Source organism: Pseudomonas reactans (assembly GCF_013385825.1).
In the GTDB taxonomy this organism is placed as follows: Bacteria; Pseudomonadota; Gammaproteobacteria; order Pseudomonadales; family Pseudomonadaceae; genus Aquipseudomonas; species Aquipseudomonas reactans.
In genome coordinates this window covers 60144-67277 of the sequence record NZ_JACAPG010000025.1, presented here as the reverse complement: position 1 = coordinate 67277, position 7134 = coordinate 60144, and the positions used below count along the sequence as shown (strand labels likewise).

Below are 7134 nucleotides of genomic sequence, written 5' to 3'. Positions count from 1 at the left end.
AGCCGGAGTGAGGGCACACCGAGCCTAAGCGAGGTGCCGAGTGTTGGGGCAAGAGCCCTTTGGTTACTTTGGGGCTTTTCCAAAGTGACCCGCCGTAAGGGCGGAACCAATACCCGCCATCACCCAAATAACGGATATGCCCAAAAAATCAAAACGCCAACTTATAACCAATGGCCATCAACATAACCGCCAAGCAAGGCCGCAACACGCCATCAGGCAACTTGCCCGTCATATGGCTACCCACATAGATCCCCGGCAACGACCCCATCAACAAAAACCCCAACAAATGCCAGTCCATATTCCCCATGCTGGCATGCCCCAACCCCGCCACGAGCGTCAACGGCACAGCATGCGCAATCTCAGTCCCCACCAACCGCCGCGTCGCCAGAAACGGATACAAAATAAACAACGCCACCGTCCCCAGCGCACCCGCACCAATGGACGTCAGCGCCACCATGGTGCCGAGGATCGCCCCCGTCACCACCGTCAACACATTCAAATTCCGCGGGCTCATGTGATAGCTGTCACCCGCATGCCGCTGGGCAAACGCCAACAAGCTCTTCTTGAACAGAATCGCCAGGGCCGTCAACAGCAACACCACCCCAAGCGCCTGCTTGATCACCGCATTCATCACACTGGGATCAGTATGCAGGCTGGCCAGGAACCACAAGGTCAGCAGCACCGCAGGCACGCTGCCCAGGGTCAGCCATCCAGTAATGGTCCAATCGATATTCTTGTTCTTGCTATGCACCAGCACGCCACCGGATTTGGTGATGGCGGCATACAGCAGGTCAGTGCCCACGGCGGTAGCCGGATTGATGCCAAACCACAACAGGATCGGCGTCATCAACGACCCCCCACCCACGCCGGTCATGCCCACGATAAAACCAACAATCAGGCCAGCAACTACAAAACCAAAATTACCTACATCCATTCCAGCTACCTGCGGCCTTATAAATTTCTGGCCGCAGGATAGCGATTTTTCTTATAACGACTTATATCAATATGATCTGACTTTATGCCTTTTAACTCAGTCGATGGCAGACGTACGCCTGGGTCTGATACGGAAAGGCCACAGTGTCGCGCCCCTTCAGTGCCGGATGCGTGTTGATCAGCGCCTGCAGTTGCGCGGTCACCATAGCCTTGGATGCCTCCGGCAACGCGGCAATAAAGCTCACGGAAAGAAAGCGATCCATGATCACCTCCTGAGGGCTGCCCACATGACTGTAGGGAAAACAGGTCATTTCAGGCTCGGAAAAATACTCGCCAGTGAAGGCCTCACGCCAACGCCCCGTGTGAAACCGCGGCGTATCACCCTCGTATGGGGTAATGATGTCGGTGATGGCGGCGACCCAATCCACTGACTCATCCCGCACGTTCCACACCAGGCCCAGTCGGCCGTCGGGCTTGAGCACGCGATGGATTTCCGCCAGCGCGGCCTCGGTGGAGAACCAGTGGAACGCCTGGGCACACACCACCGCGTCAGCGCTGGCGGCCGGCAGCGGGATGGATTCAGCCGTGCCATTGACCAGACGCACATCCGGCAGCAGCTTGGTCAACTGCGCGCCCATCGCCGCCACCGGCTCGACGGCAATCAAGGTCGGCGCCAGGGTGCTGAGCAAGCGGGTGAACTTGCCGGTGCCGGCGCCCAGGTCGATCACGCTGGACTGCGCGTCGATGTGCAGCGTGTCGGCTAGCCAGCCGGTGAGCTGCCTTGGATAATCCGGCCGGCCTTGGGCGTAGGTGACGGCCTGGGTCGAGAAACCTTGTTGAGCAGACGTGTGAACACCAGTCATTGCCAATCTCTCCTCGGGTAAAGCGGGGGCACAGTGTGCGCCCTCTCAGTTTTATTTTCTAATCGCTGCATCCAATCGCGCAGGCCCTGGGTAGTCCTTTCAGAACCCCCGCTGTTTGACTGAAATGGAGAAGTACCCATGAACGCTAAAGCACTGTTCTGCCTCACCGCCCTGCTCGCTGCCACCCCCGCAGCTTTCGCCCAGACCGGCTTGCCCGACAGCATCAAGGTGCCGGACGGCCATAAGGTAGCGATGGAAACCACCGGCGTCGGCGAAATCACCTACGAATGCCGCGACAAGGCGAACGCCGCCGGCCAGACCGAGTGGACCTTCGTCGGGCCCAAGGCCGTGTTGAATGACCGCAGCGGCAAGCAAGTCGGCACCTATTTCGGCCCGCCGGCCACCTGGCAGGCCAAGGACGGTTCGAAAGTCACCGGCACCCAGTTGGCCGTGGCGCCATCGGGCGCGGGCAACTTGCCGTATCAATTGGTCAAGGCCAACCCCGCTGAAGGCAAAGGCGCGATGAGCGGCGTGAGCTACATCCAGCGCGTGGCCCTCAAGGGCGGCGTGGCGCCGAGCAGCGAGTGCACCGCCGCCAACAAAGGCAAGCAGGAAGTGGTGAAGTACCAGGCGGATTACATTTTCTGGGCGGCCAACTGAGCAAACTGAGCTACGCTGCCCCGAAACTGCCTACATACCTTGTAGGAGCGAGCTTGCTCGCGAAGAACCTGAGAGCGCCACGGACAGCCTGAATGCCCACGTTTTCGTTAACGTTTTTCGCGAGCAAGCACGCTCCTACAGGGGTTCAGCAATTGAGGGGATGGTGATACGTGTTTGATTACGAAGCCTGTCTGCAGGCCTGCGCCCGTGGCGATCAACGCGCCTTGCGCCAGCTCTATGAGCAGGAAAGCAGCCATCTGCTCGGCGTGGCGATGCGCATCGCCAGGGACAAATCCCTGGCCGAAGACATCGTGCATGATGCGTTTATCAAGATCTGGCGCGGCGCCGGCAGTTTTGACCCCAGTCGCGGGTCTGCCCGTGGCTGGGTGTTCAGCGTGACCCGGCACCTGGCGCTCAACGTGGTGCGTAACCATTACCGCGAAGTGCCTTTAGGCGACGAACACGAGCAAGTCGCCGCAACCGAAACCTTTGAATTCAGCGCACGCTCGGGACAGATCCACACCTGCCTGGAGCAACTCGACCCGGCCCGTCGCACGTGCATCCTGCATGCCTATGTCGACGGTTTTTCCCACAGCGAAATCGCCCAGAAACTCGACACCCCGCTGGGGACCGTCAAGGCCTGGATCAAACGTAGCCTCGCCGCGCTGCGGGAGTGCATGGCATGAGCAACCCACTGGACGAACTGGCCAGCGAATACGTGCTGGGCACCCTGCCCGGCGAACAACGCGCCGACGTCGAACAACGCCTCAAGCACGATGCCGAGTTACGCGCTGCGGTGGACGCCTGGGAGCAACGCTTGTTGCCACTGACCGCCTTGGCGGAACCCGTACCGCCCTCCTCTGAGCTGTGGCGGCGTATCGAACGTAACATCGCCAGTGCCCGCACGCACTGGTGGGACCTGCTGGCCGTGTGGCGCGGCCTGGCCGGTGCCGGGCTTTTGACCACGCTGGTACTGGCCGGGTTGCTACTGACCCGCCCGCCCACTGCCGACCCAAGCTTCGTGGTAGTGCTGGTCGCGCCGCAAAGCCAGGCACCGGGCTGGGTGATCCAGGCCAGTACTGATCAGCAGATTCAGTTGATCCCGTTGGGCGTGATGGAAGTGCCGTCCGACAAGGCCCTGCAGTTCTGGACCAAGGGCGACGGCTGGCAAGGGCCGGTATCCCTGGGCCTGGTCAAGCCGGGCCAGACGCTATCGGTGCCGCTGGACAAACTGCCGCCGCTCACGCAGAACCAGCTGTTCGAGCTGACCCTGGAAGACCCGCGTGGCTCGCCGACCGGTAAGCCCACTGGGCCGATCCAGGCGATCGGCCGCGCGGTCAAAGTGCTCTGATCAGGCGACGGTGGGCAACCACACGCGAAACCGCGCGCCGCCCAGCGGCGAAGCCAACGCCGTCAAGCTGCCACCCTGGGCTTCCAGGGCGCGCCGGCTGATGGCCAGGCCCAGGCCAAAACCGCCGGTGGCGCGGTCACGGCTGCGGTCCAGGCGGTAGAACGGTTCGAAGATGCGCTCGCGCTGGTCCACAGGAATGCCAATACCGTCGTCGTCCACCCAGATTTCACAGCCCTTGGCGCACACCTTCACGCCGACCTGGATGCGCTTGTCGCAGTAACGCGTGGCGTTGCGCAGCAGGTTCTGCAAGGCGCGAGCGGTAAGACGAGGGTCGAGGCTAAAGCGCTCCACGGCGCAGTCGAGTGCCACGTCGATGACGATTTCGGGGTTTTCCAGTTCGTCATCGACGCTGCCAAGCACGCTGTCGATGAACTCATCAAGCACCACATCGACCCGCTCCGGCAACTGCGCCGGGTTTTGCAGCCGGCTGTAGGACAGCAGCTCCAGCACCAGCTCATCCAGCTCGCGGATATGCGCCACCAGGCTTTGCAGGCGTTCGCGACTGGCTTCGGGCAAGTCTTCGGACAATGCCAGGGCCAGGCCGAAATCCAGGCGCGTGAGTGGCGTGCGCAGTTCATGGGACACCGCATTGAGCAGGTCACGTTGCTGATTGAGCAGGTGTTCGATGTCATCGGCCATGGTGTCGAACACCGTGGCCAGGCTGCCGATGTTGGAGCTGGGCGGGATGTGCGTGCGCTCGCTCAGATTGCCCCGGCCCAATTGGGCTGCGGTACTTTTCAGGCGTTCCAGGTCACGCCAGTGGGGGCGCAGCCAGACCAGGAGGCAGGCCAGCAGCGCGGCGACGATCAACACATTGATCGCCCAATACAGCACGTTCATGTCCAGTGGATCGGGCGGTATGGTCAGCTTGACCGTGAACTGCTCGTTGATCGGCGAGCTGATTTCGGTCATCCAGCCCCACTCCCCCAGGCGCACGACCGACTTGCCCTGCTCCAGCAGTTGCTCTTCCGCCGGGGTGTAGCTGGCGTCCTGGCGCAGCAGCAATTGCACTTTCAGCGGTGCAAAGTCGCGGCCCAGTTGTTCGGTCACCTGTGACCAGCGCTCCACCGGCGCCCGCAGGTATTGCTTGACGATCAACTTCTGCTGGCCGCGGGTCTGCTCGATGTTGTAGTTCATGTAGCGGTGTTCGAACAGCTGGATCACCAGCGAGGGAATCAGGTAAATCGCCAGACTGTAGGTGACGATGGTGATCAGGTAGAGGCGCAGCAGTACTCGGAACATGGCTCAGCATTCCCACTCGGAACGACTGAACAGGTAGCCCTTGCCCCACACCGTCTTGATCTTGCGTGCTTCACCGGCGTTGTCGTCGAACTTGCGGCGCAGCTTGGAGATGGCCACGTCCACCGAACGGTCGGTGCCGTTGAACTCGATACCGCGCAGGCGCTGCAGGATCTGGTCGCGACTCAGCACCTCTCCCGCATGCCGCGCCAGCACCACCAGCAGGTTGTATTCGCCGCTGGACAACTCCACCGGCTGCTCGCGCCAGGTCACCGTGCGCTCCGACAGGTCGATGCACAGATTGCCCATGATGATCTGGTCATTGGCCACCTGGGGTTCGGACAGGCTGCTGCGCCGCAACAACGTGCGCACCCGCGCCAGCAATACCCGTGGCTCGCAGGGTTTGGTCACGTAGTCGTCGGCGCCCATTTCCAGGCCCAGCACCTGGTCGTGGCTGTCATCGCGGGCGGTGAGCATCAGGATCGGCAGCCCAGCCGAGTCGGCGCGTAGCAGGCGGCACACCTGCAGGCCGTCGAGGCCCGGCAGCATCAGGTCGAGGATCACCAGGTCCGGCGGGTTCAGGCGCGCGCGTTCACGGACGTGGTCGCCACGGCTGAGCACGCTGACGTGGTAGCCATTGCGCTCCAGGTAGCTGGCAATCAGCTCGGAGAGTGCGGCGTCGTCTTCCACCAGGAGGATGTTGGGCATGGTGTTTCCAAATAATGCGGTTTGTTGGTGTGTTGCAGGATTGTGCAAGGATATACGCCCTCGGCGCCCCGCGCGCCGCACCTTACATTTCTTCACAGACGAGCTACACAGCTTCACAGCACCACGGCGCAGGTGACTTTAGGATGCGCCAGTCAATATTGGGATAAGAGCATGTCGAAGAATCTGTTTGCGCCATTTTGCCTGCTGGCCCTCACCCTGGCCCTGAGCGCATGTGGCGACTCCGCCGCCGAAGCGCCGGAAATGCCCCTGGCCAAAGTGCGCATCGAAACCCTTGAAGCAAAGCCCCTGGCCATTACCAGCGAATTGAGCGGGCGCATTGCCGCGCCGCGCATCGCCGAAGTGCGTGCCCGGGTCGCCGGCGTGGTGATGCAACGGGTGTTCAAGGAAGGCCATGACGTGAAACAGGGCGACGTGCTGTTTCGCATCGACCCCGCGCCATTCAAGGCCGACCTCGACAGCGCCCAGGCCAACCTGAGCAAAGCCGAGGCCGATGCCTTCAAGGCACGCCTGCAGGAGCAGCGCTACAGCCAACTCGTGGAAGGCAATGCCATCAGCGGCCAGGACTACGACAACGCCCGCGCCGCCGTGCGCCAGACCGTCGCTGAAGTCGCCGCCAACAAGGCCGCCGTCGAACGCGCCCGCCTGAACCTGGGCTACGCCACCGTGACTGCACCAATTTCCGGTCGCATTGGTCGCGCACTGGTCACCGAAGGCGCACTGGTCGGCCAGAACGAGGCCACGCCGCTGGCGCTTATCCAGCAACTGGACCCGATCCACGCCGACCTGACCCAGTCCACCCGTGAGCTGAACGACCTGCGCCGCGCCTTCCGTGCCGGCAGCTTGAAGCAGGTCGGCCAGGACCAGGCCAAGGCCACGTTGATCGAGGACGACGGCAGCCTTTACCCATTGCCGGGCAAGTTGCTGTTCGCCGAGATCAGCGTCGACCCGGGCACCGGGCAGATCATCCTGCGCAGCGAGTTCCCCAACCCGGACCTCGACTTGCTGCCCGGCAGCTTCGTGCGGGTGCGCCTGGAACAGGCTGTCGACAAGCAAGGCATCAGTGTGCCGCAACGCGCCATCACCCGTGACAGCGCGGGTATCCCGATGGTGTTGTTGCTGGACGCCGAGCAGACCGTGAGCCAGCAGCCGGTGGAACTGGGTGCGGTGATCAATGACCGCTGGATCGTCAGCAGCGGCCTCAAGCCCGGTGACCGCATCATCGTCGAAGGCCTGCAACACGCGCGCCCCGGTGAAAAAGTTGAAGTGGACGACAGCCCGCTCGTAAAGGAATAACCCGCC

Annotated in this window: 8 protein-coding genes; 4 read left to right on the top strand and 4 right to left on the bottom strand. The window is 62.2% G+C overall.

Annotated elements, in window-relative coordinates; all coding sequences use genetic code 11:
- Positions 1 to 148: 148 nt before the first annotated feature.
- Together HX868_RS29165 and HX868_RS29160 are read right to left on the bottom strand one after the other, a co-directional pair.
- Positions 149 to 934 (bottom strand): sulfite exporter TauE/SafE family protein, encoded by a 786-nt coding sequence (locus tag HX868_RS29165; RefSeq protein ID WP_095015948.1) that lies wholly within the window; start codon positions 932 to 934, stop codon positions 149 to 151.
- Between the two features lie 91 nt (positions 935 to 1025).
- Positions 1026 to 1796 carry a class I SAM-dependent methyltransferase gene (locus HX868_RS29160; RefSeq protein WP_177005242.1) on the bottom strand — a complete coding sequence of 257 codons (771 nt, stop codon included), beginning with the start codon at positions 1794 to 1796 and terminating at the stop codon, positions 1026 to 1028.
- A gap of 138 nt (positions 1797 to 1934) precedes the next feature.
- On the opposite strand from HX868_RS29160, the gene HX868_RS29155 reads away from it, so the two are divergent.
- The 3 genes from HX868_RS29155 (at position 1935) to HX868_RS29145 (ending at position 3807) form a co-directional block, all read left to right on the top strand.
- Positions 1935 to 2456 carry a DUF3455 domain-containing protein gene (locus HX868_RS29155; protein WP_095015946.1) on the top strand — a complete coding sequence of 174 codons (522 nt, stop codon included), beginning with the start codon at positions 1935 to 1937 and terminating at the stop codon, positions 2454 to 2456.
- A gap of 170 nt (positions 2457 to 2626) precedes the next feature.
- Entirely contained in the window at positions 2627 to 3142 is a 516-nt protein-coding gene (locus tag HX868_RS29150) for a sigma-70 family RNA polymerase sigma factor (RefSeq protein WP_016979383.1), read from the top strand.
- Positions 3139 to 3807 carry an anti-sigma factor gene (locus HX868_RS29145; protein ID WP_177005241.1) on the top strand — a complete coding sequence of 223 codons (669 nt, stop codon included), beginning with the start codon at positions 3139 to 3141 and terminating at the stop codon, positions 3805 to 3807. Before HX868_RS29150 ends, HX868_RS29145 begins: the two co-directional genes overlap by 4 nt.
- Here the strand turns inward: HX868_RS29145 and HX868_RS29140 are convergent, their stop codons facing one another.
- Both HX868_RS29140 and HX868_RS29135 read right to left on the bottom strand, forming a co-directional pair.
- Complete coding sequence (locus HX868_RS29140; protein WP_177005240.1) at positions 3808 to 5109, bottom strand: ATP-binding protein; 1302 nt, start codon at positions 5107 to 5109, stop codon at positions 3808 to 3810.
- Positions 5110 to 5112: 3 nt separating this feature from the next.
- Positions 5113 to 5814, bottom strand: a complete 702-nt coding sequence (locus tag HX868_RS29135) for a response regulator (RefSeq protein ID WP_010210801.1) — start codon at positions 5812 to 5814, stop codon at positions 5113 to 5115.
- A gap of 171 nt (positions 5815 to 5985) precedes the next feature.
- Here HX868_RS29135 and HX868_RS29130 point away from each other — a divergent pair, with 171 nt between their 5' ends.
- Complete coding sequence (locus tag HX868_RS29130) at positions 5986 to 7128, top strand: efflux RND transporter periplasmic adaptor subunit (protein WP_177005239.1); 1143 nt, start codon at positions 5986 to 5988, stop codon at positions 7126 to 7128.
- Positions 7129 to 7134: the final 6 nt, after the last annotated feature.